Source organism: Peribacillus sp. B65, from assembly GCF_058513295.1.
Genome location: NZ_CP195840.1, coordinates 2,925,262 through 2,951,701 on the forward strand (window position 1 = coordinate 2,925,262; position 26,440 = coordinate 2,951,701).

24 protein-coding genes and 1 riboswitch are annotated in these 26,440 nt (G+C 40.0%); of the genes, 3 read left to right on the top strand and 21 right to left on the bottom strand.

Features of this window, described 5'->3' with window-relative positions:
- Positions 1-327: 327 nt before the first annotated feature.
- A complete protein-coding gene (locus tag ACSR9O_RS14320) occupies positions 328-648 on the top strand; it encodes a hypothetical protein (RefSeq protein WP_491724574.1) in 321 nt (106 codons plus the stop codon).
- Complete coding sequence (locus tag ACSR9O_RS14325) at positions 645-1,790, top strand: glycosyltransferase (protein ID WP_491724575.1); 1,146 nt, start codon at positions 645-647, stop codon at positions 1,788-1,790. Before ACSR9O_RS14320 ends, ACSR9O_RS14325 begins: the two co-directional genes overlap by 4 nt.
- Before the next feature lie 278 nt (positions 1,791-2,068).
- Here ACSR9O_RS14325 and ACSR9O_RS14330 read toward each other — a convergent pair whose 3' ends face one another.
- The 15 genes from ACSR9O_RS14330 to pdxS form a co-directional block, all read right to left on the bottom strand.
- Positions 2,069-2,968 (bottom strand): sulfite exporter TauE/SafE family protein, encoded by a 900-nt coding sequence (locus ACSR9O_RS14330; protein ID WP_101225382.1) that lies wholly within the window; start codon positions 2,966-2,968, stop codon positions 2,069-2,071.
- Positions 2,969-3,128: 160 nt separating this feature from the next.
- Positions 3,129-3,743 carry an NAD(P)-binding protein gene (locus tag ACSR9O_RS14335; protein ID WP_491724576.1) on the bottom strand — a complete coding sequence of 205 codons (615 nt, stop codon included), beginning with the start codon at positions 3,741-3,743 and terminating at the stop codon, positions 3,129-3,131.
- Positions 3,724-4,485: a sirohydrochlorin chelatase gene (locus ACSR9O_RS14340; protein ID WP_491724577.1), complete on the bottom strand. Its 762-nt coding sequence runs from the start codon at positions 4,483-4,485 to the stop codon at positions 3,724-3,726. Before ACSR9O_RS14340 ends, ACSR9O_RS14335 begins: the two co-directional genes overlap by 20 nt.
- Complete coding sequence (gene cobA / locus ACSR9O_RS14345; RefSeq protein ID WP_402937146.1) at positions 4,485-5,261, bottom strand: uroporphyrinogen-III C-methyltransferase; 777 nt, start codon at positions 5,259-5,261, stop codon at positions 4,485-4,487. The genes ACSR9O_RS14340 and cobA overlap by 1 nt, the downstream gene beginning before the upstream one ends.
- 19 nt (positions 5,262-5,280) lie before the next feature.
- Positions 5,281-5,496: a DUF3906 family protein gene (locus ACSR9O_RS14350; RefSeq protein WP_101225386.1), complete on the bottom strand. Its 216-nt coding sequence runs from the start codon at positions 5,494-5,496 to the stop codon at positions 5,281-5,283.
- A gap of 20 nt (positions 5,497-5,516) precedes the next feature.
- Positions 5,517-7,142, bottom strand: a complete 1,626-nt coding sequence (locus ACSR9O_RS14355) for a nitrite/sulfite reductase (RefSeq protein WP_491724578.1) — start codon at positions 7,140-7,142, stop codon at positions 5,517-5,519.
- 16 nt (positions 7,143-7,158) lie between these two features.
- On the bottom strand, positions 7,159-7,758 hold the full coding sequence (gene cysC, locus ACSR9O_RS14360) for an adenylyl-sulfate kinase (RefSeq protein WP_230175904.1): 600 nt from the start codon (positions 7,756-7,758) through the stop codon (positions 7,159-7,161).
- 42 nt (positions 7,759-7,800) lie between these two features.
- A complete protein-coding gene (gene sat / locus ACSR9O_RS14365; protein WP_101225389.1) occupies positions 7,801-8,949 on the bottom strand; it encodes a sulfate adenylyltransferase in 1,149 nt (382 codons plus the stop codon).
- Between the two features lie 29 nt (positions 8,950-8,978).
- Positions 8,979-9,683 carry a phosphoadenylyl-sulfate reductase gene (locus ACSR9O_RS14370; protein ID WP_397315072.1) on the bottom strand — a complete coding sequence of 235 codons (705 nt, stop codon included), beginning with the start codon at positions 9,681-9,683 and terminating at the stop codon, positions 8,979-8,981.
- Between the two features lie 181 nt (positions 9,684-9,864).
- Positions 9,865-10,008, bottom strand: coding sequence for a YezD family protein (locus tag ACSR9O_RS14375; RefSeq protein WP_072273036.1), 144 nt, complete (start codon positions 10,006-10,008; stop codon positions 9,865-9,867).
- 170 nt (positions 10,009-10,178) lie between these two features.
- Positions 10,179-10,287, bottom strand: a riboswitch (SAM riboswitch).
- Between the two features lie 281 nt (positions 10,288-10,568).
- Positions 10,569-11,102, bottom strand: a complete 534-nt coding sequence (gene ssuE, locus ACSR9O_RS14380; RefSeq protein WP_491724579.1) for an NADPH-dependent FMN reductase — start codon at positions 11,100-11,102, stop codon at positions 10,569-10,571.
- 190 nt (positions 11,103-11,292) lie between these two features.
- Positions 11,293-11,880 (bottom strand): TetR/AcrR family transcriptional regulator, encoded by a 588-nt coding sequence (locus tag ACSR9O_RS14385; RefSeq protein ID WP_101225392.1) that lies wholly within the window; start codon positions 11,878-11,880, stop codon positions 11,293-11,295.
- Between the two features lie 174 nt (positions 11,881-12,054).
- Positions 12,055-12,801: an SDR family NAD(P)-dependent oxidoreductase gene (locus ACSR9O_RS14390; protein ID WP_491724580.1), complete on the bottom strand. Its 747-nt coding sequence runs from the start codon at positions 12,799-12,801 to the stop codon at positions 12,055-12,057.
- Between the two features lie 154 nt (positions 12,802-12,955).
- Positions 12,956-13,555: a pyridoxal 5'-phosphate synthase glutaminase subunit PdxT gene (gene pdxT, locus ACSR9O_RS14395; protein WP_260357991.1), complete on the bottom strand. Its 600-nt coding sequence runs from the start codon at positions 13,553-13,555 to the stop codon at positions 12,956-12,958.
- A gap of 1 nt (position 13,556) precedes the next feature.
- Positions 13,557-14,444: a pyridoxal 5'-phosphate synthase lyase subunit PdxS gene (gene pdxS / locus ACSR9O_RS14400; protein WP_101225395.1), complete on the bottom strand. Its 888-nt coding sequence runs from the start codon at positions 14,442-14,444 to the stop codon at positions 13,557-13,559.
- A 135-nt stretch (positions 14,445-14,579) separates the two neighbouring features.
- On the opposite strand from pdxS, the gene pdxR reads away from it, so the two are divergent.
- On the top strand, positions 14,580-15,971 hold the full coding sequence (gene pdxR, locus ACSR9O_RS14405; protein ID WP_491724581.1) for a MocR-like pyridoxine biosynthesis transcription factor PdxR: 1,392 nt from the start codon (positions 14,580-14,582) through the stop codon (positions 15,969-15,971).
- 485 nt (positions 15,972-16,456) lie between these two features.
- Here pdxR and dsdA read toward each other — a convergent pair whose 3' ends face one another.
- The 6 genes from dsdA to pepF all read right to left on the bottom strand — a co-directional run bounded on the left by dsdA (position 16,457) and on the right by pepF (position 26,406).
- Complete coding sequence (dsdA, locus tag ACSR9O_RS14410; protein ID WP_260357992.1) at positions 16,457-17,788, bottom strand: D-serine ammonia-lyase; 1,332 nt, start codon at positions 17,786-17,788, stop codon at positions 16,457-16,459.
- Positions 17,789-17,889: 101 nt separating this feature from the next.
- On the bottom strand, positions 17,890-19,638 hold the full coding sequence (gene pabB, locus ACSR9O_RS14415; RefSeq protein ID WP_491724582.1) for an aminodeoxychorismate synthase component I: 1,749 nt from the start codon (positions 19,636-19,638) through the stop codon (positions 17,890-17,892).
- 92 nt (positions 19,639-19,730) lie between these two features.
- Positions 19,731-20,753: an LLM class flavin-dependent oxidoreductase gene (locus ACSR9O_RS14420; protein ID WP_491724583.1), complete on the bottom strand. Its 1,023-nt coding sequence runs from the start codon at positions 20,751-20,753 to the stop codon at positions 19,731-19,733.
- Positions 20,754-20,846: 93 nt separating this feature from the next.
- The gene (locus ACSR9O_RS14425) at positions 20,847-21,845 is read right to left on the bottom strand and encodes an LLM class flavin-dependent oxidoreductase (protein WP_260357747.1); all 999 of its coding nucleotides are present in this window, start codon (positions 21,843-21,845) and stop codon (positions 20,847-20,849) included.
- Positions 21,846-22,132: 287 nt separating this feature from the next.
- Positions 22,133-24,379 carry an AAA domain-containing protein gene (locus ACSR9O_RS14430; protein WP_491724584.1) on the bottom strand — a complete coding sequence of 749 codons (2,247 nt, stop codon included), beginning with the start codon at positions 24,377-24,379 and terminating at the stop codon, positions 22,133-22,135.
- A 230-nt stretch (positions 24,380-24,609) separates the two neighbouring features.
- Positions 24,610-26,406 (bottom strand): oligoendopeptidase F, encoded by a 1,797-nt coding sequence (pepF, locus tag ACSR9O_RS14435; RefSeq protein WP_230175895.1) that lies wholly within the window; start codon positions 26,404-26,406, stop codon positions 24,610-24,612.
- Between the last annotated feature and the right edge of the window lie 34 nt (positions 26,407-26,440).

Below are 26,440 nucleotides of genomic sequence, written 5' to 3' on the forward strand. Positions count from 1 at the left end.
TTCTCCTTTTTGAAACGGTCCCCCCTTCTTATCTTTCATGCAGCACTGAACTCATTGTCGATCGATAATGTGAATCCTGGTATGGTTCAAACCGAAAATGAATTTTCGACCTTGCTAATATTTTTGCCTTGATTCGATTTCCCCTGAATTCATTGATCCACCAGATACATTTGATTCCTTTGAGGATCTTGACAATTTGCTGCTGCTTCTATATCGCTTCAAAAGTAGTATATTGATGACTGATGTTTTCGGCTTGGACTAATCAACCTTTTTTTAAATTACTTTACTTTTTTTTGAAGGTTTTACGAAATCATGTCCATTTCTCTAATGAATGAATATGATACGGTTGAGGTGATAACTATGACGAACAAACAAAAAAAGGATTACATAGGCATTGTAATCCCTTCATGTCACAAAAAGTCTGCATTAAAAGCAGAACGTATGGAACAAGCAAAATCCCCTTTTTTCAATTGTTCACTTCCTATTAATAAAGGTTTTTCTGAAGCGGACGATACTAATTGTTGTGCATCAATAAATGAGCCAGGTTCCCACATTAAATTGTTACTTTCACCATTAAATTCAAATAAAATTCATCATCATACAGTTACTGGATCTGATGAATTTTCCCAAAGAGGTAAGGCATCATGAAATCAATAAGAGTCCTGATGGTGTTAGATACAATGGATGTAAGCGGAACGGAAACGCATGTATTGAGTCTTGTGAATGAATTACAGTCTAAAGGAATATATACAGCAGTTGTTACTGGAAAAGGCAGTATGATTAGCCGGTTACGAGAAACGGGATGTAAAGTTCACCAAATGAATTTCCCTAAAACATTGACGATTAACTCGAATGAGGAATCTCCATTATTGAATAGCTTGGTAGAATTGTTACGAAAAGAACAGATTACACTAGTGCACGGGCACCAAATTATATCCGGCTACCTCTCTGCAAAGGCAGCTAAGCTCTACAATATTCCCTTCGTCTTCACCCTGCATGGGACATACTTCCAGAAATCGGATATAAAAAGTGTGTTACAGTTTACAGATGCTGCGGTTGCAGTTAGTGAACCGGTAAAAGAACATATTCAGCCATTTTTCCCTAAGAATATTTCAGTCATTGCAAATGGAATTGATACAGCCGATTTTTCCCCTTCCCCTTCTTTGGAATTAAGAAAAAAAATGAATATTCCCTTGAATGCAAAAGTAATTCTTTACTGCAGCAGGATAACTCGGCATAAAGCAAAAATCTGCATGCTTTTAATCAAAGCTTGCAGGGATTTAAAATTAAAGGATATCCCCAACCTTCATGTAATCATCATCGGTAACGGCAGCCAGCTCAAGGACATTAAGAATGTGGCTGCGAGCATCCAATCTTTATATAAAGAAGAGTTCATTCATTTCACTGGGGAACAAAAGAATGTGAGAGACTATTATGCACTTGCAGACTATGTTGTAGGTACGGGCAGGGTTGCTTTGGAGGCTATGGCATGTGAAAGACCCGTTATTTCATGTGGAAATCTAGGGTATTTTGGGGAAGTGAATAAGAAAAACTTTCAACAAGCCTGGGAATGCTACTTTGGGGATCACGCTGCAAAACAGACTTGCAGCCAAGCCATTCTTTATCGGGACTTACGCAACCTTCATCAATCAAACGCCGGGGTTCAAACAGGCAGGGATTTAAGGAAATTGGTATTGAAACAATTCGATAGTAAAAAAAATATATTACCGCTAATTGAATTATATGAAAGTACAATTCAATCATTTGAACAGCAGCAGGCCATAAATTAATGGTTCTGCTGCTATTCAATCTCTCACAATGGCCATCAAGGGTTCTATTAATTCTTTATTAGGGGAATAAACTACATAGAAATTGGAGGCATAGATCTCTCGATTAATAACAGCCAATAAATGATTCTAGAAAATGAATTAATCTATTAAATAGAGTTTAGAACCTTATAAAAATTTAAAGGCGCTCCCATTTGTCAAATGGCTTAACTCGTAGGTATTTATGTACCTACGAGTTTTTATGTTACGTATCGCAAATTCGATTCTATCAAACTCGGGGTTCAGGAAACATTCTGCCGTTGTTCGATATGATCATATTTTCTCGCATTGGACATCTTATTGATGGTAAGAAGTATTCCAGAAAGCCATATAATCACGATGCCTGTATAAATATATATGTGTGCTTCAATCGGAATCCATGTAGCTAATAATGTTCGTACATTAATCAAAATAATGAAACCACCGACTAAAACACCCATTAATTGAGCAGGAAGCATCCGGACTAACCAGGCTGCAATTGGTGCAGCAACCACCCCACCAATTATCAACGCTACGACCCAAAGCCAATTGACTGCTTCCCATCCAAGCGAAATGATAAAACCAAGACTTCCGAAGAAAGCAATGGCAAATTCACTCGTATCAACAGTCCCTACGGCTTTTCTCGCCGTCATTCCTTTTTTTGACAATAAAACAGGCGTTGCAATAGGTCCCCAACCGCCTCCGCCTGTTGCATCACAAAAGCCTGCAAAAAGGCCTAACGGAATGGATTGTTTTGCGGTCAATGGCCTTACGGTTTCAGTGTCCTTTGACGGTTTAAAAATAAATAAAAAGCGGAATAAAACGTATACACCAAGGCCAAATAAAAATATGGCAATATACGGTTTAGCTAATTCTGCTGGCAGGTTGCTCAGGAAACATGCACCTACAAATGCACCAACTGAACCTGGAATGATCAAGCGATAGACCATATTTTTATCCACGTTCCCAAACTTTATATGTGAAGCTCCGGAAACTGCTGTGGTCACTACTTCCGATAAATGTACGGATGCTGATGCTACTGCAGGGGCAATTCCGAATGTCAACAATAAGGAGGTGGAACTCACTCCATACCCCATTCCAAGCGAACCATCGATTAATTGGGCTAAAAACCCGATAAAGGCTAAAACGATTAACTTTTTCATGACATTCCCCTTTTTCAACTAAAATAGAACCTAGATAACATCGACCACCGTTTGCCTGTATAGATCAGTTTGATCTTTAAGACACAAAGAGGCACCTAACCAAAATGAAATAACATGTTGGTTAGGTGCCTTCAGTTTTTCTGATCAGCCCATGATTTTTTTATTCAGCTTCTACTGGCATAAGCCTAGCTAAGAAACGATATCTTTCTTTTAGGGAATATTTATAAATATCCTCTATTGAATCTTTCAATAACTTAGATTTTTCTTCTTTTGAAAAGGAACCACTTTTAATGATCATCCTTGCTTCGAAAAGGAATTCAAGATAATCTTCATAAGATTCATCATATACTTTACCTAGGTCATTCCGAATTTTTTTAGCGAGAGTTGGACTTGCTCCATTTGTAGAAACACTAATGGAAAGCATGCCTCTATTCAATGTGGCCGGTATATGAAAGTTACCCAGCTCATGATTGCTGATTACGTTCACCAGCTGACTTTGGGATGCATTCTCGTACACTCGTTCATTAACTTCCGTAGAATTCGTTGCAACAATGATTAAAAACGCATCTTTATAGTCAGTTTCTTCCACTTCTTTAAGTAAGACTCGAATCTTACCTTCTTTCCCCAACAGTTGAAAATCCGTGCATATCTCGGGGCTTACGACGGTCACTTCGGCACCTGCTTCCAATAAGGGGCCCGCTTTAAAGTAACCTATTTTACCACCGCCGATGATGACACACTTTCTGTTCTCAATATTAAGCGTAATTGGATACATAGGCTCCCTCCCCACTCACTTCTTGAATTCGTTCAGATATTGCTTGTTCGATCTTTGGATGATAACCTAGATATCGGCAAAGAATGATTTTTTGCTTCCCCTTTTTTTGGAGCTTTTTTATACTTTTTTCAATCGACTGCATTAAGAGACCGGTAAACAATAGGTAAGGAATGATAAATACTTGGTTTGATCGAGATTCCCCTGCTAATTCCAATGCTTCTCCAAAGCTTGGAGTGGCAGCTGTCAAATAACATTCTTGCACTCGGATTTTAGGAAACCTGTTCCTTAGCAAATCGGCCAGTCTAGACAAATCCCTTTTCACGTCGGGATCACTGCTGCCCCTTCCAACCAATAAAACCAAGGAATCCTCCGTAACCCTTACATTTGTTTCCTCCAACCGTTCCACTAAAATGTCAACCATTTTATCACTGACACCAATCGGCCTTCCGTATTTCAATTCAACGGCAGGGTACCGTTCTTTCATTTTGTTCAGGATGACCGGAATATCATGTTTTGCATGTACAGCCGTTAGCAATAGAACTGGAATGGCAATGATTCTCGTCGCACCTTTTTGTACGCATCGGTCGTAGGCCTCTTCTATCGTAGGAGTTTCCAATTCCAGGAAACAATACTCCTGAATGGAATTCGGCTGTGCTTGCATACAAACTTTAATAAAATCAATGGCTTGGGCTGAAGCTTCTTTAACGCGGCTTCCATGGCAAATATATAAAATGGCTTCCATTAAAAGGCCTCATTCGCCAACAAATTTTCGGTTTGTTTTCCTTCAAACCATTTGATTTTTTCCCGTAAATTAACGACATCGCCCACGACTATCATGCAAGGATTGGAAATCTGTTCGTTATTGGCGGTTTCCACTACATTAGCCAACGTACTGACAGCTGTTCTTTGTGTTTTTAATGTCCCCCAATGGATAAGGGCTACCGGAGTCTCTGGATTTTTTCCATGCTCCAAAAGTTTCCCTTGAATATAGGGCAGGTTTTTAACACCCATGTAAATGGCTAATGTATCGATTCCTTTTGCAAGGGATTCCCATTTGATATTATCCTCTTCATCCTTTTTCCGATGGCCGGTAACAATTGCAAAAGATGAAGCGTGGTCCCTGTGTGTAACTGGGATTCCCGCATAAGCTGTAGCGGCGATTCCAGCCGTAATTCCTGGAACGATTTCAAAGCTCACGCCACTTTTGGCAAGGGCTTCCGCTTCCTCCCCGCCTCTCCCAAAGACGAATGGATCTCCGCCTTTCAAACGGGTGACCACTTTTCCCTTTTTTGCATATTTGACCAGGAACCGATTGATGGTATCCTGCTGCAATAAATGATAATCCGGCAGTTTACCGCAATTAATCAGCTCTACACCATCTTTTGCATGATTCAAAAGTTCTTTATTGACAAGTCGATCATATAAAATGACATCAGCTTCTTGAATGCATTTTAATCCTTTTAATGTAATTAAATCTGGATCTCCGGGACCGGCTCCTACTAGATATACTTTCCCCATTTATGCAACCTGCCTTCCCTTAGAGAATCGTTTCGAATTCCGATAAAACGAAACCTGCTCCATTTTTAATTTTCCTTTTTTCATATAATGAGATGTCATCCACTTCAGGCATTTTCAAAAAATGTTTTTCCAGCTCGATATCAACAAGGTCAAACGCCTTTTCATCCGAATCGGCAACAATGATGACATGGATTGGTTTTTCCTTGATAGTGACTTCGAAACGGTATAGATTCATGGATTGCTTACCTTCCCCTATTAAACGGCCACTTCCGTTAATATATCATCTAGCTTACTTTGTAACTGGGATATCCCTACCCTTTCCACAAAATCAAGAAAGGTTTCGGATAGAAGTTTTGTTTGTTTGAAAAATAGGATCAGTTCTTTCAGAACATGATAGAGCTGTTCAGCTTCCACTTTCCCTTTAAGTTTTTCATTGAACTTACCGCCTTCATTCAGCGTTCCCCCGACGTATATCTCAAAAGCTTCGACCATCTTTTTGTCCTGGTTTTTCATTTTTATGCCTTGCAGTCCAATTTCGGCGATGGCTCTTTGACCGCAATTATTCGGACAACCCACCATATGCATCCTTACAGGAACATCGAGATCTATTTCCTTGTCCAATGATTCAGAAATGGTCCTCATTCGTTCTTTTGTTTCAACGAGTGCCAGGTTGCAATACTCGATGCCTGTACAAGAAACGGAATAACCAATGAATTTTTTTGGGTGGTATGGAAATCTTTCAAAGATGGATTCCTGTTTTAATTCCTCAAGTTTTGCATCCGGCACATTTGGAATGATAAGATTTTGAGAATTACAGTTGCGGATTTCACCATTTCCATATTTCTTCGCAAGTTCGGCAAACTCAATCACTTCGTCTGGATTTAGACGACCAACTGGTATATTGACACCAACATAGTTCAGACCATCTTGTTTTTGTTTATGGATGCCGTAGAAATAACCTGCATTCCATTCCTTCACCGCACTTTCACCCTTTTCAGGAAGCGGACCGGTGTACTCCAGCAATTTTTCCTTGAATTGGTCAGGACCCCAATCAGCTACAAGGAATTTCAAACGCGAGCGATGACGTTTTTCACGGTACCCAAAGTCACGGAATATCGTCGTGATGGCGGCCGCTACTTCGACTGTTTTTTCAGGTAAAATGAATAAGTCAAGTTCTTCTGCCAGCATCGGAACGGAGGATAGCCCACCGCCTACTTTTACGTGAAAACCAACTTCCGTTACTCCATCAATTACTTTAGTAGCCGGATTGAATGAAACACAGTTGATTTCAGCATTTGAAGCATTATGGATATTAGCACTTATGGACATTTTATATTTCCTCGGAAGGTTTGAATAGTCTTCGTTAAGGCGGAAATACTCAAATACATCATAAAGTACCTCGCGTGTATCAAAAAGTTCGTCAGGATCGATGCCTGCCAATGCATTACCGATGATATTACGTGTGATATCACCACATGCACCGGCCGTAGTCATTCCGACCTTTTCCAAACGGTTTAAGATATCCGGGACTTGTTCGATGGTCAACCAGTGGAATTGAACGGCTTGACGGGTTGTAATGTCATATACACCCCTCCCATAATCTTTAGCGATGTTAGCAAGAGTTATCTGTTGATCATAAGTCAGGATACCTCCGGGAATAACGACACGCATCATCCAGTAACCTGCTTCTTTTGGCCGTTGCAGGTATAGACCTGCCCACTTGAACATATCCCAATTCTCTTTAGGGATGGAATCAAAACCATTTACAGCGTAATGTGGAATATCATCGAATATCTTCAATCCATCTTTTTCTAATTTCCAGATTTCCGTTTTATTTTTAGCGATTAGTGGATTTTCCGACCAAAATTTCTCGTAAACCATTACATTTCCTCCTTGATTAGATCGCTTTCTTTGCTGTCAAATAGCCGATTACTTGTTCAACGCACTCTTCAATGCTGTATTGGTCGGATTCTAAAGTGATTTCCGGTTGTTCAGGTTCTTCGTATGGAGAGTCGATTCCGGTAAAATCTTTAATGATTCCTTTACGCGCCTTGTCATAAAGACCTTTTGGATCACGCACTTCGCACTCTTCGATCGGACACTTTATGTATACTTCAATAAACTCCCCTTCATCGAGTAAATCACGTACAATCTGCCGATCTGCCCTGAAAGGTGATATGAAGGCGGTCAATACGAACTGCCCACTATCCACGAATAACTTGGAAACCTCACCTATTCGTCTAATATTCTCGGTTCGATCCTCTTCAGAAAAACCTAAATCTTTATTTAATCCGTGGCGGATATTATCACCATCCAAAACATAACTTCGAATATTCCGATTATATAACTCTTTAGCGACCGCGTTCGCAATCGTTGATTTTCCGGAGCCCGAGAGACCAGTGAACCATAGAACTGTGCTTTCATGGCCGTTCTGCTTCCGGCGGAGCTCCTTGGTCAATGACGTTTCATGCCAAGTGACATTCGTACTTTTACTCATTAATAATCCCCCTCTTCATGTGGTCCTTCAATTTATGTCCGATCAGTTATAAACTTCATTCTTTTTTAGACCTTCGATCAATACCTCGATGACTTCTTTACGGCTAAAGGTAGCTGGAGGAATTTCTCCGTTACGCAGCATTTCCCTTACCTTCGTTCCAGACAGGATGACGTGGTCTTCCTTGCCATGAGGACAAGTTTTAGCGGAAGCCATATTGCCACATTCTTTACAATAAAAACTATGTTCAAAGAATAATAGCGTGATCCCTAACTCATCTGCGTTGAAATTCCCAAAGATTTTTTGAGCATCATATGTGCCATAATAATCGCCCACACCCGCATGATCACGTCCGACGATAAAATGGGTGCAACCATAATTTTTACGGACCATGGCATGGAAAATGGCTTCTCTAGGTCCTGCATAACGCATGGCAGCAGGGAAAACTGCAAGGGAGACGCGATCCTTAGGATAATATTTTTCAAGCAGCACTTTATAGCTTTCCATTCTTACATCTGCCGGAATGTCATCTGATTTAGTGGCACCTACGAGAGGATTTAAGAATAAGCCGTCGACAATCTCCAATGCTGTCTTTTGAATGTATTCATGTGCACGGTGAACAGGGTTCCTGGTTTGGAAGCCGACAACCGTTTCCCAGCCCTTTTCAGCAAAAGCTTTCCTTGTCTCGACCGGGTCCAAATAATTAGCTTGAAACTGCGGACGCTCTATTCTCTTGATCAACTTTATTTCCCCGCCGGCATATACATCACCGCGGTTATATAAATTTTTCACTCCTGGATGCTTCTCATCATCCGTTTGATAAACTAGTGTCGCTTCCAATTGCTTATCTGGTGTGTATATATCGGAAACGGAGAGAACCCCGTATGTTTCACCTTCATGAGTCAACGTTACTTCTTCACCTATAGTAAGGGTTTCGGCAGTTTCTTCGGTCAAAGGCAGCGTAATCGGGATGCTCCATACATGACCGCTGCTAAGCCTCATATCCTTGACCACTGTCTCATAGTCACTTTTTGTAAAGAATCCTTTAATTGGACTGTAGGCACCAGTGCCTATCAATTCAAGATCACTTAAAGCAATTTCATCGATTTCGATTGACTTTGTTATTTTACTAATATCATAATTTGGTTCCCAAAGATCGATTAGTGTTCCTCCGTGCGGTAAACTGATTGTCATGCTAATTTCCCCCTATGGTTTCTATTTATTTAAGATAAATGCAATCCGCATTCCGTTTTTTGAGCTCCTTGCCAACGGCCAGAGCGTAAATCATCTGCATTGAAGGCTGGTGCTGTACATGTTTTACATCCAATGCTCGGATATCCATTATCATGCAGGATATTATATGGAAGTCCGTTTTTATGGGCATAGCGCCAAACATCTTTCCATGTCCAATGTATGAGTGGACATATTTTAACTGACTTGAACTTATTATCCTTATTGATATACTCGGTCGAAGCCCTTGTCTCGGATTGCTCCCTCCGCAGTCCCGAAAGCCATGCTGTTGCCGTTGAAAGCACATCGGTAAGCGGAATGATTTTACGGATGTTACAGCACTTATTTGAATCTCTAACCCATAATTCATCCCCATATTCCGCTGCTTGTTCCTCAAGCGTCAAGGCAGGTTTCTTCATTTCTATCGAAAGCTTTGGATATCGCTTTTTCACTTGCTCGATCAATTGATAAGTTTCCTCAAAATGAACATCTGTATCAAGGAAAACTATTTTGGCAGAAGGATTGACCTTCGCCAATAAATCCGTAAGCACGATGCCTTCAATGCCAAAACTGCAAGCATAAATCAGTTCGTTTCCATAATGGTCATTCGCCCATTGCAGAACTTCCAAAGCACCTTTTGTCTCACTGTCTTCGGGAAATACAGGGAAATCCCCAGTGTTGAAATTTTCATAGTTTATTAATGCAGCCAACTTTGTAGCCCCCTCTAAAACTTGCTGTATCAGGTTAGAGTAACTGTTGATCAATACCCGTTGTAATCTTCTCCAGTTTATTTGACTCTAGGAAAAAAGAGACGAATCTAACCAATACTCTCTTTATATCAGTTAAATCCGCCTCTAGTTTTTCTAGTCAGCAGATACCTTATTTAATTCTTAATTTTTCATTTCTTTCCATTTGAATGATTTTACCATCCTGGACAATAAGTGTAATGGACCCATATTTCATAGAATTAAGCATTTCTTGAAGTCGTTCAAATATTTCTTCAAGCTGATTCTCTTTATCCAAGCCTGTTCCTCCTTTAAGAAAATCCGCGAATTTCTTATTTTCACCGCTGATCAAATGAATTTCTTAGATTTATATAATTCCAAACAACCTTACATTGTTATGGTTTGCCTACAACTTTCCAAAAAACAAAAATCTTTCCATGATGGAAAGATCCCAAGGTAAATATCTTTACCTTATCTTCCAAAATGATCAACATTTTGTTGGAGGTAGCACCTTGCATCGACCATGCAGGTTGCTGGACTTCAAAGGGCCAATTCCCTCCGTCGCTCTGGATAAGTTTTATTATTTTAAATATTAACATATATTTAATCCTTGTCAATGGAGTTTTCTTATAAAATAACTTGGTTTAATATTATGGATGAACTGTTATTTTTATACACACTATTCCGATTATGATTTTATGTTCATGTAAATATGAAAATAGACTCGTCTTTTTAGATAAAGACTCCAAAAAAATGAGTCTATTTTCATTAACAAGCCTATAATTGGCGCCAGTCATCATCTGAAAAAATAATTTCTCGAATTCCAGTCCTTTTAAACGAAGGGATTACTCGAATTCATTAATTTCTTAACTGTATCGCTTCTACAAATTCTTGAACTTGACTCTGGACCCGATCAATTAAATGCAAATCATTTATCTGTTTTTCTGAATTCTGTTTATCTATTTCCTTATCAACAAAATAAATGCCCTGCAGCGGCTCGCCTTTTAATATTGAAATTAATGGTTTAAGTGCATAGTCAATCGCCAATAGATGCCTGTTACTTCCGCCAATCATGATTGGCAGTACTGGCTTACCCTTAAAAGCACCTTCTGGCAGCAAATCAATCAAGGCCTTCAATACACCTGTATAAGAAGCCTTATAAACCGGTGAACCAATAATGACACCTCTAGCTGCTTGAATTTTCTCTGAAAGCTTTAAGATATCTTCGCTATTATATTTGCCTTGGAATAAATCATCTGCTGAGAAATCCGTGATTGAGAAATAAGCTGTGGTAAATCCTTCGTTTTCGACTAATGATTGAATATGTTTTAGTGAAATGTCCGTTCTGGACTGAATAGCCGGACTTCCTGATAAAATTACGATATCGCTCATTTAATATACCCCTCCAATATTACATGATTGCCAGATAAAATCTTCGTAAAGCATTTCGTACAGTATGCATTTATCGTAATAGTCTGAAAAATATAAGTCAAATCTTACACTCTGGACATCTACTCTGAATGAAACAAGAAACGGTCATATTTACGGCTTGATGCTCATGCCCTTAAATATGACCGTTTCATTATGTATGTTTTTGTTTGCCATGAATACCATATACCAAAAGTTGAGCAATGCTCTTAATTCGTTCAGAAGTAAAATATGGCTCCTTTTTCTGCTGGTGGATCTCATAATGTGTAGATAATGCCAATGTAAAAGAAATGATCCCTACATTAAATAGGATAATATCAGAGATATATTGTATCTCTCCACTATCTATTCTCTTCTGTATTTCAATATGCCTGGCATTCGGCTTGAAAATCTGATCTACATATTGCTTCGAAATATCTTGATCGAATTGTGTTTCCCTGAATAGTATCGAAAATTGTTCTTTATTATCAAGAATTTTATTTATCATGGTGCAAACATGATTCTCCACTAGATCATCCGTGGATAGATGGCTAGTCCCATCTTCAGTTTCCTCTTTCTCATCAGGGGTAATTGTAGCTAATAGCAAATCTTTTTTGCTGTCAAAGTATTTGTAAATAGTAGCTTCGGAAACATTGCATGCAGAGGCAATTTCATTCGTTCTTGTCATGTCAAAACCTTTAGTGGCAAAAAGAGTCCGGGCTACATTTATGATTCGTTCTTTCGTTTGCTGCCCTTTTTTCAAAAATATCAACCTTCTTTTATGATGATAAGACCGGTGTCACCAATCTATTTAACATGATATCCCGATGGTATCAATCGGTCAATATTACCTTTGATTCATTAGAATTCAATATTCCCATATATCATAAATAGAAAACATCGTCTAAATTGGGACGAAGTTTTCTTTTACAGAAAATCACTTAAAGGATGCATAGCCATCATCGACCATGACTACACTTCCATTGATCGCATCCGCTTCCTCTAACGATAATAGATAGACGGCATTTGCAACGGCTTCTGGCTTAATTAATTTACCGCGCATTTGACTTGCATTCAATTTATCGATGATTCCCATATCTTTATAGCCTTGAATAATAGGAGTGTCAACCCCGCCTGGCGCAATGCCCACTACCCGTATGCCATAAGCACCCAATTCCAAAGCGGCGGTCTGTGTCATCATTCTTACAGCTCCTTTAGTCGCCTGATAGGCAAAGGTTCCGTGGGAAGCTAAGTAGCCAAACACAGAAGCGGTATTAATAATGACCCCCTTGTTACCTAGCTCCTTCATTTTCCGTCCTGCTGCCATGATTCCAAAGGCAACTCCGTGCTGATTCACTCCAATCGTTTTGAAGTAACCCTCCATATCTTGATCGAGGATCATACCGCCTGCACCGATGCCGGCATTATTAAACATGATATCGATCCTTCCGAATCTTTCCGCTGCTTTTTTGATTAAGGATTCAACATCCTCCTGCTTAGAAACATCCGTTTTTACAAAAATGGCCTCTCCGCCATCCGCTGTTATCTGTTCAACGGTTTCCTGTCCCATTTCTTCATTAAAATCCGCAACAACGACCTTGTCCCCTTTTGCTGCGAATTTCAAGCATGTGGCTCGGCCAATACCGCTTGCTCCTCCTGTAATAACTGCAACTCTTGTTGTCATATACATTCCCCTTTCAACACCAAAATTTAGTGAGTGTTTACTTACTTTTTTTAATTATAAAAGTAAGGAATATTTAATTCAAGCAATATGTATTTATATAGGGTTTTGAGCTTTCAAAAGTAAAGCTGTCCTATTAATAGGACAGCTTCATTTTTTAACAGGTTTTCAATTCGGCCTTACTTATGGATGTCTTCACCATTTCAATGAAAAGCTGCATAAAACGATCATCACCTGTTAATTCTGGATGAAACGCACTAACGAGGACATGGTCTTGTCTCGCAGCCACTACATTCTCTTCATAAACAGCCAATACTTCTACACCTTCTCCAATTCCATCAGCAAATGGCGCCCGGATGAAAACTGCTTTATAAGGAGTTTCCATTCCTTTGATTGATAGTTCAGCCTCGAAACTATCCTTTTGACGTCCAAATCCGTTCCTTTTCACGGAAATGTCCATTAGTCCAAGATAGGCCTTCTCATCGCCAGTCAATTCATTGGCCGCCAATACCATCCCAGCACATGTACCGAAAATTGGCTTTTTATCTTCGAAGAAAGTTTTGACCGGTTCCATAAATCCATAACGATCCATTAGCTTCCTCATCGTCGTGCTTTCTCCGCCCGGAATGATCAAACCATCGATTTCAAGTAACTGCTCCGGCTTTTTTACTATAACTGCTTGTTCGCCGGCAGCTTTGATTTGATTCAAGTGTTCTTCAACCGCTCCCTGTAATCCCAAAACACCGATAGTTATCATATTACCATCCACGTTCCTGCATCCGTTCTGCCGGAGCTAGTTTGGAAATATCAATTCCTTTCATTGCACTTCCTAACTCTTTGGACAACCGGCCAATCAATTCATAATCCGTGAAATATGTAGTCGCTTGAACGATTGCGGAGGCGAATTTTTCTGGAGTTTCAGATTTAAAAATACCAGACCCAACGAAAACGCCATCTGCTCCCAATTCCATCATCAATGCAGCATCTGCTGGAGTGGCAATTCCGCCGGCTGCAAAGTTAACTACAGGCAATTTACCTGTGCGTTTGATTTCTCTTAAAATTTCATAAGGGGCTCCAAGATTTTTTGCTTCTGTCATTAATTCATCATCACTCATGATGCTCACTTTGCGAATTTGTGACTGTACCTTTCTCATATGACGCACAGCTTCCACAATATTACCTGTTCCTGGTTCTCCTTTTGTACGAAGCATTGATGCTCCTTCACCAATACGTCGCGCAGCTTCGCCTAAATCACGGCAGCCACAAACGAAAGGTACTGTGAAATCACTTTTTAGAATATGATATTCTTCATCCGCAGGAGTCAGCACTTCACTTTCATCTATATAATCCACTCCCATTGATTCCAGGACCCTTGATTCAACGATATGGCCAATCCTTGCTTTAGCCATGACCGGGATGGACACTGCATTCATTACTTCCTCGACAATACGCGGATCTGCCATTCTTGCTACGCCGCCAGCCGCACGGATGTCAGAAGGAACCCTTTCCAATGCCATGACAGCGACAGCACCAGATGCTTCTGCGATTTTTGCTTGTTCTGCGTTAATGACGTCCATGATTACGCCACCCTTTTGCATTTGTGCCATTCCTCTTTTTACTGTGTCAGTTCCTAATAATTTTTCCATTTTTTTCTTCCCCCTAATATTTGCATTTTTTAGATTTGTTAGGCTTAGTATAAAAAAGAGTTGACCGCATTGAAAGTGTCAGTTTTAATAAATTTAATGGGGTCAGTAAAAATTTATCAAAAAGGTGGCAACAAAATGAATATGCTTTCTTGCGATTTAAATCGGTTAAGTGAAGTACCTTTGTACGAACAATTATATTCATATATTAAAAAAGAAATCATTGAAGGCCGTCTTCTTTACGGCACAAAACTGCCTTCCAAACGGAAATTGGCAGAGTTCCTTCAAATAAGTCAAAATACTGTGGAGACTGCATATGAACAATTGACTGCTGAAGGATACGTTGAAGTCATACCAAGAAAAGGGTACTATATTCAAACATTCGAGGATTTAGAGTATACACAAACTAACCAAGTAGTGGAACAAATCAATCATAAAGAAGGGGAATTGCTATATCATTTTCATCCCAGCCAAATTGACACGGAACATTTCCCATTTGAAAAATGGAGAAAATACATGAAAAGCAAAATCGATGAATCACATCAAGATCTTCTATTACTTGGGGATTCTCAAGGGGAATATGAATTACGATGTGAAATTGCCCATTATTTGTATCATGCACGTGGTGTACAATGTGTTCCAGAACAGATCATCATCGGTGCAGGAATGGAAATTTTATTACAGCAGCTTGTCCTTCTATTCGATAAAAATGCCATCTATGGTGTTGAAGATCCCGGGTATCACTTGATTCATCGGATTTTACGCAGCTACCCAAATGAAGTCCATCCACTGCAAATTGATGAAGAAGGCGTAAAGGTGAACCAAATTGAAGATTCAAACATCGACGTTGTATATGTCACTCCCTCACATCACTTCCCCAATGGGACAATCCTATCCGTTAACAGACGGACGCGATTGTTGAACTGGGCTCAAGGGGCAGCAAACCGCTATATTATCGAAGACGATTATGATAGTGAATTTCGTTATAGTGGAAAAACAATTCCTTCCTTACAAAGTATGGATGCTGGTGATAAGGTGATTTATTTAGGGTCATTTTCAAAATCATTGATGCCATCAATTCGGATCAGTTATATGGTTCTTCCCGCTCCATTGTTACAAATGCATCAACAGGAATTATCTTTTTACCATTCAACCGTTTCACGGATTGATCAGCATGTGTTGACACAGTTCATGAAGGAAGGGGATTTTGAAAAGCATTTAAATCGGATGAGGAAAGTGTACCGTCGGAAGTTGGATAAAGTGATTGATCTATTTAAACCCCATCAACAAATAAAAATCATTGGAGAGCGGTCAGGATTGCATATAGTCCTCATCGTTAAGAACGGCATGGATGAACAGACACTTATTCAAAAGGCAAACGAAGACCATATTAAAATTTATGGATTATCAACATATTCAATCGAGAAAATTGACGAACATCCTCCAAAAATTATATTGGGCTTTGCAGGGATTCCTGAATCCGAATTGGAAAAAGCCATTCACCTTTTATTGAACTCATGGGGTTTATAAAGAAAAAAGAAGCTCACTTTCGTGAGCTTCTTTAAGCTTGTCGATAAAATGGGATTCGGAAAGGTCTCATTCTGGTTCCTTTCATGATTTTAAACAAGACTTTTATTTGGAATGAAACCATAATGGATTGAACAAACTCTTGCCGAATGACTGGTTAGCCGCGAGGAGGCTGGGCAGGAAGGCTCGGGGACCGCAAAATGCGTTGACGGTCGAATAATGTGTGGTGAAGGTCGAATATATTGCGTGTAGGTCGAATAATGCACGGTGTAGGTCGAATAATGCACGGTGTAGGTCGAATAACTGCGGTGTAGGTCGAATAAATTGTGTGAACGGTCGAATAACTGTGGTGTAGGTCGAATAAACTGCGTGATCGGTCGAATATATTGCGGTTAGGTCGAATAAACTGCTTTGGCTAAAAAAACTGCAGGCAAACTCGCTTTTCTTCGAGTTTGTCTACAGTCTGATTAATTAACTCTAGTGAATCTTTAACTTTTAGATAAATACTGTTCCATCATATCCTTTGGTACCATGCTCCCGCCGGTCGCCCAGATGATATGTGTGGACTGGTTCATTTTATCCACCAGTTTTTGGTCCATGAGATATTTCTTTCCTTCTGCAGCTTTAAAAAGTTGTATCGGACCGAATGCTCCTGCGAGGGCAGATGGCTCTAAATAATGACCTTCCGTCTCTGCCATTCCCCTGAGCAGATCGAATAACCTTTTATCCTCTATGGTATAGCTACCGCTTAACATGGTCGTCATCATACGGGAAACCAATGCTGAAGGCCTTCCGACAGCAAGACCATCAGCTTCCGTCTTATTATCGATGCCAAAGTCCTGCACCGAGATTTTGTCATGAAGGCCTGTCATCAATCCGAGCGTCATGCATGGTGAATGTGTCGGCTCTGCAAAAAAACAATGTACATTATCTTCAAAGGCTAGCTTGAGCCCATATGTAATACCACCGGGCCCGCCGCCGACTCCGCATGGCAAGTACACAAACAAAGGGTGATCTTCGTCTACTGGTATGGACATATCTTTCAGTTGTTTCTTCAGGCGCGTTGCAGCTGTCGCATAACCTAGCAGTAGATCCATTGAATTTTCATCATCAATAAAATGGCAATCGGGATCAAGTAATGCTTCATTACGGCCTTCTTCTACAGCTTTACTATAATCATCATCATATTCCTTTACAATGACTCCAAGACTTGTTAATTTATCCTTTTTCCACTGTTTGGCATCTGCCGACATATGGACCGTTACTTTGAATCCCAGCTTAGCGCTTATTATTCCAATACTCATTCCTAAATTGCCGGTTGAACCGACTGCAATCGAATATTTTGAAAAAAGCTCTTTGTATTCATCACTTGCAAGTATCCCATAATTATCAGTCCGTTTTAATCCACCATGCTTCATTGCTATTTCCTCAGCACGTTTTAAGACCTCATAAATACCTCCGCGAGCCTTGATGGAACCTGATATTGGTAAATGACTGTCACATTTTAGCAAAAGATTCCCAGCCATTTTAGTTCCATAGGATTTTTCCAAGTTTTTTTGCATGGAAGGAATCTCGACTAGTGGTGATTCAATGATCCCCTCCAGTGGTTCGGTTTCTGGAAAGGCTATAATTATATAATCGGCAAATCTATTTAATCTTTCTTCAGCAGATTTAACTTGTTCAGCTTGGACGATTGGGTTTTCTTGCTTGTTACCGTAATTTGGATTCGTCCAGAAGACTTCGTTCATCTTTATCACATTATTAAGTATAGGATCCTTCGCTTTCCAATCCATGATCGATAAGCCTGCGATTTTATGCATCTCCACAGCAGTCCCTCCCGGAAATGTAGTTTTCATCATCTACTATAACTCAACAAACAGCAATAAAGATTACAATTTTCACTTTTTTACGAATAATCAGCTTAGAAAGTCAAATTCACCTTTAATTTCCCACGCACACTATTAATAAACCAAATTTCCTCAGCGTTATTAAGGTCAGCTTTTGAAATGGGCTTTTCCTTGATCTCCTTCTTCCTGATCAGGTCTTGACGAAATGTTCCAGCAAGCAGACCAGCTTCCACCGGAGGGGTATAGAGGTCACCATTTATCTTCACCACTACATTTCCGTTCGTGAATTCCGTTATGAATCCTTCTTCATTCCAAAGCAAAACATCATGGAAGTCAGGATTATTCATTTGAAAGCCTTCATATACATCACGATTGGTGGTCTTATGAAATAGAAATGGATTTGCACTTGATATTGGAGTTTCAGCCAAGATGGCCGTAAATTCTGAATCAAGGGGCTTGATTGCTTGTCCAGAGACTTCAATTTCACCATTTTCATGAAGTAATACCCTCACCTTTTGTAACGTCCCTTGATTCATATCCGCATACTTTTGGAGTTGATATCTAAGATTCAATTCAGGGAACCGGTAATCGAAGTAATCAGCGGCTTGTTTCATCCGATCGATATGATCAGTCAACAAATAATATTCGCCATCACTGAGCTTCATCGATTCCAATAGTTTGTAAGCTGGCCTTTCCACCGTCAATAATTTGGCTTTTAAAAAAGCTTCGTCATATTCTTCCGATAGCTCGGAATCCCAAGTGATTCCCCCGCCTACCCCATACTCGGCTTTCCCAGTTTCGTTATCGATCACGACCGTACGAATCGGCACATTAAAGATTGCTTCGGATTCAGGTGTGATGAACCCGATTGCACCGCAATAAACATCACGTGGTGAATTCTCGATATCAGCGATGATTTCCATCGTTTTAATTTTAGGTGCCCCTGTTATCGATCCACAAGGGAAAAGGGCCTTGAATATATCGATGATTGTTGTTCCTGGATTCGTATCGGCCGTAATCGTGGATGTCATTTGCCAAACAGTCGGATATTTTTCAATTGCCTTTAGCTGTGGAACCTTGACGCTTCCTGGTTCTGCAATCATTCCCAAATCATTTCTGAGCAGGTCAACAATCATGTAGTTTTCAGCTTGATTCTTTTCCGAGGCTGCTAACCAGTCTGCATTAAGCTGATCCACTTTCAGTGTCGTTCCCCGCTTTACCGTTCCCTTCATTGGCCGAGTAATCAGCTGACCATCTTCCCAACGGAAAAACAATTCGGGTGAAGCCGATAGGATTCGATGTGTCCCCACATTCAAATATGCACTATAGTTTGAGCGTTGAGCTCTCTTCAAGCGATCAAAGAAAGCGAAGTCATCTCCTTCGAACCTGGATTGTAAACGCATCGTGTAATTGACTTGATATGTATTGCCTTTCTCGATTTCCGATTTTATCCTTTGAAACCCGGAATGATAGTTATGTGAGTCCGTTTCTGATTGCCATTCAGCTAAATTAAAAGCCCCTGTCATTTTTTCAGGTAATTCTTCTTCAGGTTTATCGAAAATCCCGAACCATAATAATGGCATTTTGGCTCCATCTTTTACTTTAAAAGATTTTTCAAAAGCAGGTGCCGCTTCATAGGAAACGTATCCCGCTGCATAATGCCCCTGTTCTATCGCTTCCTGGACTTTTTGGAATTGGGGAATGACATCCTCAATTGTATGGGCGGTGAACACTTTTTTCGGGTTCATAAAATATAGAGGCCTGCTGTCACCTTGTTTATCTGTGAAGTGAAATATTAAGGATAAAGGATCTTCTCGTTTCATTCTTCTCTCCTGACTTTGTTTATGAAGTAAATCGGTATGTATTTTATAAAAAAGCTTGCAGACACGGAATCTGCAAGCTCATTCTTTGACACTTATTTCATTCCAGTAACTTCTGCAATGATTTCATAAGAACGAAGGCGTGCATCCTGATCATAAATGGCAGAGTTTATAATCATTTCGTCCGCCTGTGTTTCATTTAAAAAAGCCTGCAACTGCTCTTTTACCTCTTTTGGATTTCCTATGATGGAGGCGTTCAGCTGCTTCATGACAATGGCCTTTTCATATTCTGTCCAAAGGCCTTCCATTGTATCAACTGGAGGAGCAAGTTGACCGGGCGTGTTACGTATTAAATTCAAGAACTGCTGTTGATAAGAAGTAGCAATCCTTTGCGCTTCTTCTGTAGTATCAGCTGCAAATACATTGACACCAACCATGACATAAGGTTTATCAAGAACGTCGGATGGCTGGAAATTATTGCGGTAACGGGCTAAAGCCGGTTGAGTATTTTCAGGGGAAAAATGGCTTGCAAATGAAAATGGCAATCCCAGCTGTGCTGATAATGCTGCACTGAAGCCGCTTGAACCAAGCAGCCAAATCGGAATATCCTGTCCTTCGCCAGGGATGGCGCGAACACGGTTATGTTTGGAATCCGCATCTAAATAACTACGGAGCTGCGCCAATTGTTCAGGAAAATCCTGACCGTTATTACGTACATCACCCCTGAGTGCCATGGCTGTATATTGGTCGCTTCCCGGTGCACGGCCCAGTCCTAAATCTATTCTACCAGGATACATTGCTTCCAATGTACCAAATTGTTCTGCGATAACGAGCGGTGCATGATTCGGCAGCATAATGCCTCCAGAACCGACACGAATTCTTTCCGTCTTTCCTGCCACATAGCCTATAAGCACTGACGTTGCAGAGCTTGCGATTCCTGGCATGCTATGGTGTTCTGCAACCCAGAAACGATTATAATCCCATTGCTCCACATGCTTGGCTAATTCTACTGTATTTTTAAAAGCTCCCGAAACTGTACCACCTTCAACAATAGAAGCTAGGTCCAGAACGGAAAAAGAAATGTCGCTAAGTTTTTTTGCATGTTGATCAGCATTCATATCTTCATCTTCTTTCTTTCAATTATGATAAATTGGACGCAAAGCCATCATATAGAAAATGCACACAAAATGCACACAAAATGCTCGAAGGAGTTAACTGTTAAGAATTTCCCTGGCAATCAAACGAAACGAATTAAGCCTATCCTCCAACTTATGAGTGATGGTTATCAGCATGATTTCATCTGCTTGATATTTCTCCTGAATCTCCAAAAGACGATACCTTACTTGTGAAGGGGTACCAAAAATCAGTTTTTCATGCATGGTTTCCATCAGTGCTTTTTCTTTTTCAGTCCAATCATGGTTCCTTACCTCTTCTATGCTTGGAACCTGCTTTCTTTCACCATGTCCACTTTGAATTTTCCATAGTATGTTGCTAAGGGCGATTTCTTTCGCATGTTCCTCCGTTTCTGCGCAAATGGCCGAAACTGTAACAATAGTTTTAGGTTCTTTAACAAACCCTTTTGTTTGAAAGTGTTCACGGTACTGATGAAAGCTTTGAACTCCATCATTTTCACTCATGAATTCACCAAATGCGTATGCAGTTCCATTCTCAGCCGCAAGTTTTGCACTTTTCCCGCTTGTTCCCAAAATCCATGGTTCAGGCGGCACCTTTGGGATAGGAGCAGCAGAGACATTTGAAAATGGATGTTCATTCGGAAATTCATCTTTTAGAAAATTCAACAGTTCTTGAACTAGTTCAGGCATTTTGTAAACATTCTGCAGAAAATTATCGGATAATGCCATCGTTGCTTCGGCAGATCCACCAGGAGCACGCCCGATTCCCATATCAATCCGGCCAGGAAAAAGAGTAGCTAGCATATTATAAGTCTCTGCTATACGGTATGGCTTATAATGTGGAAGCAGCACTGCCCCTGAACCAATCCGGATATTTTTTGTTTGTGCACCAATATAGCTTATCAAAACCTCTGGAACGGAACATGCCAATCCCGGGAGATCATGATGTTCAGTTAACCAGATTCTGCTATAACCAAGTCTATCTCCTTCTTGTGCGAGTTGCAGTGAAGCTTGCAAGGCTTCTTGTGCTGATTGTCCTGATGCAATTGGTGATTGATCCAAAATGCTAAGTTTCATTTTGTTACCTCCTTTCTTGTCTTTCGTAGCTTAATGGTAAATCATAACTATTCGAAAGTCCCCTGAAATGCTTGCTTTGTTATTTTAGTTTGCAGCCTTTAGCAAAAAATATAAGGAGTTGAATTCAAATTGGGGAGTATGGAGCTATCATATATTCTAACGAGGTGTTTGCTTTAATATATTATTAACGGCAGGTAGATCAAGGACTTATCACTTTATTCTATCGAGGTCTTTTTAAGTATATATATGTAAATGAAGAAAAGCCCTTATTAAGGGCCTTTTCCGAGCTATTCACTTTTTTTGAATTGAGATAGTAATTCATCTGCCATGATTTTTGAATCCAAACGAGCCGCTATATATGGAGGCTGGACCCGATTATTGGACTCTACGGGCAACCCTAGCCAGACAACTCGTTTATCCAAGATGATAAACGAAAAGGAAACAGGTGAACAAATAAATTGATCAGAGTGGATATCAGGGTTTCTTTTTGCTGAAATGATCGTCAATTTCACTGCAGGGTTTCGTTTCATTAAATATTGCTGCCATTCTTCTGACAAACTGTTCAAATCCGGAACAGCAAAAACCATCTCTAGTTTTGTTGATTCAATATCTTCCTGAAAGTCCCCCAATTTACGGGCATGCATCCATTGTAATTTCGGATGCTGATGTTTAACCCATTTTCCAATGTCTTTCTTTGATACAATCTGATCATTTTGAATTTGATGATCGACAAGCTGACGAAGTGTTTTGCTGCGATAAACGTGTTTGTTAACAAATGAAGTGTCACATACATGTACGAACTTACCCTTAGTCCTTGTTATGGCCACGTTAATGAGCCTTTCACTTTCTCTCCCTGTCAATAACATTCCAGCCCTGTTTTGCGGATAACTATCAACTGTGTCAAAAATCATCATCTCCCGTTCACTTCCCTGGAAACGGTGTACAGTTGCAGCGATGATATCCGCCGTTTGCCGTTCTTTGTCATATAAGTCATCCAATAGTTTTTCCATCAAATCTGCCTGGGCACGATATGGGGCGACATAACCGATTGACCTTGCCCCGCCCACATAAGCTTCATGAATCAGTTGAAAAGATAAAAGCAATTGCCATAGATTCATTCTCGAGTGGGATGTCCGTTCAGTGATGCAATATTCCCCTGCTAGGCTAGTATCGAGCAGTGCCGCTGCCTTATTGGCAAATGGTTCCGCCAGCATTATTCCCTCCCTGCTGGTCGCAACACTTTTATGATCGCCAACAAAATTGTTATAGACGACACGATTAGTGAATGCTGAAATATCCGGATGCATGCGGCGCTGTTCCTTTAATAGGAATAAATGGGGATGAAGTTCTCCTTCTTCAACAGACTGGGCGACACCAGCGCGATGAAAAATGTCTTCCTTCAGCCAAAGTTTCACTAGGGAATCACGAGCCGAAGCAATAGGTGGCAATTGTTTGAAATCACCACAAACGATAATATGCTTGGCTAACGCTGCAGCAAAAGCCACCTGAGGTACGTATGCCATACTCGCTTCGTCCAAAATGACCAGATCATACTCCTTTTGATAAACCGTTTCATCATTTGCGGCTTTAGCCAAGGTCGTTCCGATGACTTTTGCTTCTTTTACGAATTGAATCTCTTTTTGGCGGATTTTCTCCAAGACTTTGGCCAGCTTTTTCTCTATCTCAATTAATTGATCTGTATCCCTTTTACTGAAGGACCCTGCCAAGTCATGCTTTAACAGACGTTTCTCTTCGCCAAGCTCTTCTTTTTCTTTAACTAATGTCGGTTCATGTTTACCTAATAATTGCCCTGTAACAATATCATCATGGATGGCTAGTGATTCACCGATTTGAGATCCATAGCGAAGCACATCGCCTTCTTTGAAACGATCTTTCTTTTTAATGAATGACGAAATTTCAGCCATCAAAACATCGACAGCCTGGTTGCTATGGGACAAAACCAGAACTTTTTTATCCTGTAAATAATGATTGGCTACTGTACGAGCCAATGTATAGGTTTTTCCTGTTCCAGGGGGTCCCCAAACAAAAGTGACAGGGTTGAATTTCGAGCGGGCATATAATTCTTTTACGCTGCTTTGTTTTTCAATTAAAGGATGTTTTTGCGGCATGGACGGATCCATCAGGCGCTTGATCCGAAGCCTTTTCCTTTTGCTTCTCTTGATTTCATCCAGGCGGATGATCAATTGCTCAAGCAATTCCCAAGGATCGTGGTATAAAAAGGCTTCATCGATCATATCGCCTAGCGAGCGATCAAAAACAATGATTATACTTTTTCCTTCCGATGAGAGGATTCTCCCCTCTTGCTTAATCCCTCCCCATTCCAGTCGAACGAGGGAACCGACAGGGATTTTTATCGATGAACCTGTTTCGAAATAATAGTTGAAAGAATCGCCACCTGTAAGCAGATGGCCGTTCGAAATCAGGTATTTTGTGCTGCCATATTTTTTCAAATGCAGGATTTCAAGTTGAAGCGCCTGCTGCCATTCTTTTATATAATTAACTGTCGAATTCATTTTTCACTTTCCTCACAAAATATGCCATTGAAGTACAAAGAAACTGGCCCATTGGCTAGGCTCCGAAGTAGGAAATAACGCTGTTACCAAGACTTTTTGCGCGATACCTGTTTCTTAAGCATATAAAATAAGGCCCAATCAATAGATTGGGCCTCTCCTACGCCAATGTTTTAACTATAGCATTTTTTATAAAATCATACCATGGGCTCTTTTGGAAGAAATGGTTTAGATTAGCCTTCTGTCAACTCAGTGAATTGGTCGACAAGATCGCTGAAAATCTTCATTGCGTTTTCGATTGGATCAGGTTTAGTTAAATCTACGCCTGTTTTCTTAAGCAGCTCCAATGGGAAATCGGAACTCCCGCTTTTCAAGAAGGTCAAATAACTTTCAAGTGTTTTTTGGTCCCCTGAGAGGATTTTATCAGCGATGGTGATGGCTGAAACGTAACCAGTAGCATATTTGTAGACATAAAATGGACGATAAAAGTGTGGGATTCGTGACCAGCCATACTTCACTTCTTCATCGAAAATTATTTCATCTCCATTATAAGCACGAAATATTGATTCATAGGCTGTATTAAAAACCTCGGCATTTAGAGGTTCATCATTTTCAGCTTTTTCATGTACGACCTTTTCGAACTCCGCAAACATCACCTGTGTGAAGAATGTTCCTTTAAAACTATCTATGAAATGGTTAAGTAAGTGTTTTTTCTTCTGCACGTCTTTTGTAGTCTTAATCAAATGGCGAATCAAAAGGATTTCATTCACAGTGGAAGCAACTTCAGCGACAAAAATGGAATACCCAGCACTTATTTGCGGTTGATATTTTGAACTATAGTATGAATGCATTCCATGTCCAGATTCATGTGCAAGTGTAAACACACTGTCTAAATCATCACGGTGATTTAATAAAATGAAAGGATGAACACCATAAAGTCCTAAATTGTAAGCACCTGACCGTTTTCCAGGTGTTTCCCTTACGTCGATATATCTTTTTTCCTTAAAGGTTTTCAGGATTGTGATATATTCTTCGCCAAGAGGTTTCAGTGCTTCAACCATCAAAGAAAAACCATCATCGTAAGAAATCTCCTCTTTAGCGCCTTCGACTAATGGCACACTTAAATCATAGGCACGCAATTCCTCTACACCAAGCAATTTTTTTCTTAAATGAATATATTTATGCATGGGCCCGATATTTTGTTTAGTAGACATAATCAAATTATCATAAACCTCTTTTGGAACTTGATCTCCAAATAGAGATTTTTCCAAGGCTGATGGATAATTTCTTAGTTTTGAAAGATTCACATTATTCTTGATTGCAGTGGAAAGTGTGGAAGCGATTGTATTCTTCAATTGTACATATGGCTGATAATAGGCGAAATAAGCCTCTTTTCTTTTATCGCGATCATCGTCTTCAATCAATTTGGAATACATTCCCCTTGTCAGCTCTACCCTCTCGCCGTCTTCATTCGTAACTTCCCCAAATTTTATATCAGCATTGTTTATCATCCCGAACGTTTTTTGAGGTGCTGAAAAGGCTTCGCCTATTTGGGAAAGCACCTCTTCTTGTTCTTTCGTTAACACATGGGCTTTATAGCGGAAGGAATCAAGTAAATCCTCCTCAAAATATTTCAAACCCTCGATTTCATTTATGTACCCTTTTAATGTGTGTTCTTCCAGGCTCAAAAGAAACGGCATGAAAAATGCAGAAGCATTACTGATTTTCTGCCCTAACTTACCAGCCCGATCCAATAATGCTTGTGATGAGGTTACCCGAGTATCCAAATCAGCTTGCAGCATGGCAAATACATATAGCTTGTTATAAATATACCCAAGTTCTTCACTTAATCGTAAATAATCGAACAAATCTTGAGCTGACTGAATCCGACCATCATAAGTTTTTAATTTTTCTGCCATCTTCAGGACTTCTTGATAATCCTTTTCCCAGATAGTTTGATCATCGTAAATATCCTCTAAGTTCCATGTTTCTTCTATTTTTATTTCGTCACGTGATTTAAACGTTTGCATATTATCTGCACTTCCTTTCATCCTTTATAGCTTA

Excerpts from the sequence above, each read along its gene's own strand:
- ACSR9O_RS14320 (WP_491724574.1), top strand. The coding sequence starts at position 328 with ATGAATGAATATGATACGGTTGAGGTGATAACTATGACGAACAAACAA.
- ACSR9O_RS14325 (WP_491724575.1), top strand. The coding sequence starts at position 645 with ATGAAATCAATAAGAGTCCTGATGGTGTTAGATACAATGGATGTAAGC.
- ACSR9O_RS14330 (WP_101225382.1), bottom strand. The coding sequence starts at position 2,968 with ATGAAAAAGTTAATCGTTTTAGCCTTTATCGGGTTTTTAGCCCAATTA.
- ACSR9O_RS14335 (WP_491724576.1), bottom strand. The coding sequence starts at position 3,743 with ATGTATCCAATTACGCTTAATATTGAGAACAGAAAGTGTGTCATCATC.
- ACSR9O_RS14340 (WP_491724577.1), bottom strand. The coding sequence starts at position 4,485 with ATGGAAGCCATTTTATATATTTGCCATGGAAGCCGCGTTAAAGAAGCT.
- cobA (WP_402937146.1), bottom strand. The coding sequence starts at position 5,261 with ATGGGGAAAGTATATCTAGTAGGAGCCGGTCCCGGAGATCCAGATTTA.
- ACSR9O_RS14350 (WP_101225386.1), bottom strand. The coding sequence starts at position 5,496 with ATGAATCTATACCGTTTCGAAGTCACTATCAAGGAAAAACCAATCCAT.
- ACSR9O_RS14355 (WP_491724578.1), bottom strand. The coding sequence starts at position 7,142 with ATGGTTTACGAGAAATTTTGGTCGGAAAATCCACTAATCGCTAAAAAT.
- cysC (WP_230175904.1), bottom strand. The coding sequence starts at position 7,758 with ATGAGTAAAAGTACGAATGTCACTTGGCATGAAACGTCATTGACCAAG.
- sat (WP_101225389.1), bottom strand. The coding sequence starts at position 8,949 with ATGACAATCAGTTTACCGCACGGAGGAACACTAATCGATCTTTGGGAA.
- ssuE (WP_491724579.1), bottom strand. The coding sequence starts at position 11,102 with ATGAGCGATATCGTAATTTTATCAGGAAGTCCGGCTATTCAGTCCAGA.
- ACSR9O_RS14390 (WP_491724580.1), bottom strand. The coding sequence starts at position 12,801 with ATGACAACAAGAGTTGCAGTTATTACAGGAGGAGCAAGCGGTATTGGC.
- pdxT (WP_260357991.1), bottom strand. The coding sequence starts at position 13,555 with ATGATAACTATCGGTGTTTTGGGATTACAGGGAGCGGTTGAAGAACAC.
- pdxS (WP_101225395.1), bottom strand. The coding sequence starts at position 14,444 with ATGGAAAAATTATTAGGAACTGACACAGTAAAAAGAGGAATGGCACAA.
- pdxR (WP_491724581.1), top strand. The coding sequence starts at position 14,580 with ATGAATATGCTTTCTTGCGATTTAAATCGGTTAAGTGAAGTACCTTTG.
- dsdA (WP_260357992.1), bottom strand. The coding sequence starts at position 17,788 with ATGCATAAAATCGCAGGCTTATCGATCATGGATTGGAAAGCGAAGGAT.
- pabB (WP_491724582.1), bottom strand. The coding sequence starts at position 19,638 with ATGAAACGAGAAGATCCTTTATCCTTAATATTTCACTTCACAGATAAA.
- ACSR9O_RS14420 (WP_491724583.1), bottom strand. The coding sequence starts at position 20,753 with ATGAATGCTGATCAACATGCAAAAAAACTTAGCGACATTTCTTTTTCC.
- ACSR9O_RS14425 (WP_260357747.1), bottom strand. The coding sequence starts at position 21,845 with ATGAAACTTAGCATTTTGGATCAATCACCAATTGCATCAGGACAATCA.
- ACSR9O_RS14430 (WP_491724584.1), bottom strand. The coding sequence starts at position 24,379 with ATGAATTCGACAGTTAATTATATAAAAGAATGGCAGCAGGCGCTTCAA.
- pepF (WP_230175895.1), bottom strand. The coding sequence starts at position 26,406 with ATGCAAACGTTTAAATCACGTGACGAAATAAAAATAGAAGAAACATGG.